The sequence below is a fragment of the Streptomyces sp. NPDC054840 genome, assembly GCF_053611065.1.
In genome coordinates this window covers 1-1,645 of the sequence record NZ_JBSGZP010001052.1, presented here as the reverse complement: position 1 = coordinate 1,645, position 1,645 = coordinate 1, and the positions used below count along the sequence as shown (strand labels likewise).

2 protein-coding genes are annotated in these 1,645 nt (G+C 73.4%); one reads left to right on the top strand and one right to left on the bottom strand.

Annotation, left to right across the window (positions count from 1 at the left end):
• Nucleotides 1-165 precede the first annotated feature (165 nt).
• A complete protein-coding gene (locus ACWGIU_RS37405; RefSeq protein ID WP_453712518.1) occupies nt 166-552 on the top strand; it encodes a hypothetical protein in 387 nt (128 codons plus the stop codon).
• A gap of 30 nt (nt 553-582) precedes the next feature.
• Here ACWGIU_RS37405 and ACWGIU_RS37400 read toward each other — a convergent pair whose 3' ends face one another.
• Nucleotides 583-1,593 carry an LLM class F420-dependent oxidoreductase gene (locus ACWGIU_RS37400; RefSeq protein WP_453712517.1) on the bottom strand — a complete coding sequence of 337 codons (1,011 nt, stop codon included), beginning with the start codon at nt 1,591-1,593 and terminating at the stop codon, nt 583-585.
• Between the last annotated feature and the right edge of the window lie 52 nt (nt 1,594-1,645).

The following is a 1,645-nucleotide window of genomic DNA, read 5'->3' as shown; positions in this document are numbered from 1 at the left end:
AGGGCACCCCACCCAGCCCCGCCGGCGTTTGAGGCGCGGCCACTGGCCCGCAGCCGGAAAACGAGGCCACCGCCCGGCCAGGGGAGCCGCAGCGCCCGGGGCAGGGGAGTGGTGGTCGCCGGGGCGTACCCGGAGGGGGTCGGACCGGGCTGGTTCAATGGGTGGGTGATCGAGATCGTGGTGGTCGTCCTCGGCGCCGTGGGGGCCGGCTGGCTGCTGCGGCGCAAGCATCGTGCGCGGACGGCCGCCGGTCCCGTGCCCGGGATTCCGTGCATGGTCCGGATCCCGGCCGGTGAAGGCCGCTGGCGGGCGGGCCGGGTGTACGGGGACCAGGGCGCGGCCCGGTGGGTTCCGCAGCGGGGGGAGCCCGTGGCGCTGCCCGGCGGCAGGGCCACCGGGATCCGGGTGCCCTCCGTGAAGGAGGGGATCTCCATCAACCCCGGCTCGCGGATCGTCACCTGTGCCTACGATGGCGGCGGGAGCATCGAGATCGCCGTCATGCCGCTGGACGTGCGGGAACTGCTGGAGTCCGTTCCACAGGAAGGCCCCTGAGGACCCGTCGGGCCGGGGCCCGCTGAGCGGTCAGCTGTTGAGTTCCGCCAGGACGCGCAGGGTGTGGGGGTCCGGGGCCGTCAGGAGGAGGTCGGTCACCGGGCCCTTGCGCCAGAGGTCCAGGCGTTCGGCGATCCGTTCCCGGGGGCCGATGAGCGAGATCTCGTCGGCGAACTCGTCCGGTACGGCCAGGACCGCCTCCTCCTTGCGGCCCGCGAGGAACAGCTCCTGGATGCGGCGGGCCTCCTCCTCGTAGCCCATGCGGGCCATCAGGTCGGCGTGGAAGTTGCGGGCCGCGTGGCCCATGCCGCCGATGTAGAAGCCGAGCATCGCCTTGACCGGGAGCAGTCCCTCCGCGACGTCGTCGCAGACCCTGGCGCGGGCCATCGGCGCGATCATGAAGCCTTCGGGGAGGTCGGTGAGGGAGGCCCGGTAGACGTCGGTGCGAGTCGGGGACCAGTAGAGGGGGAGCCAGCCGTCCGCGATCCGGGTGGTCTGGGCGATGTTCTTCGGGCCCTCCGCGCCGAGCAGGACCGGCAGGTCCGCCCGTAGCGGGTGGGTGATGGGCTTCAGCGGTTTGCCGATGCCGGTGCCGTCCTCGCCGCGGTACGGGTGGCTGTGGAAGCGGCCGTCCAGTGCGACCGGGCCCTCGCGGCGCAGCACCTGCCGGACGACGTCCACGTACTCGCGGGTGGCGGTGAGCGGTGAGGCGGGGAAGGGGCGCCCGTACCAGCCCTCGACGACCTGCGGCCCGGACAGGCCGAGGCCGAGCATCATCCGGCCGCCGGAGAGGTGGTCCAGGGTCAGGGCGTGCATGGCGGTGGCGGTCGGGGTGCGCGCTGCCATCTGCGCGATGGCCGTGCCGAGGCGGATCCGGGAGGTGTGCGCGGCGATCCAGGTCAGCGGGGTGAAGGCGTCCGAGCCCCAGGCTTCGGCGGTCCACACCGAGTGGTAGCCGAGGTTCTCGGCCTCGGTGGCGAGGGCGAGGTGGCCGGGGCCGGGGCCGCGGCCCCAGTAGCCGAGTGCGAGTCCGAGGCGCATGCGCGGTCCCTCCAGAATCTGACGAGGCGTCAGATGACTGTAGGGCAACGGC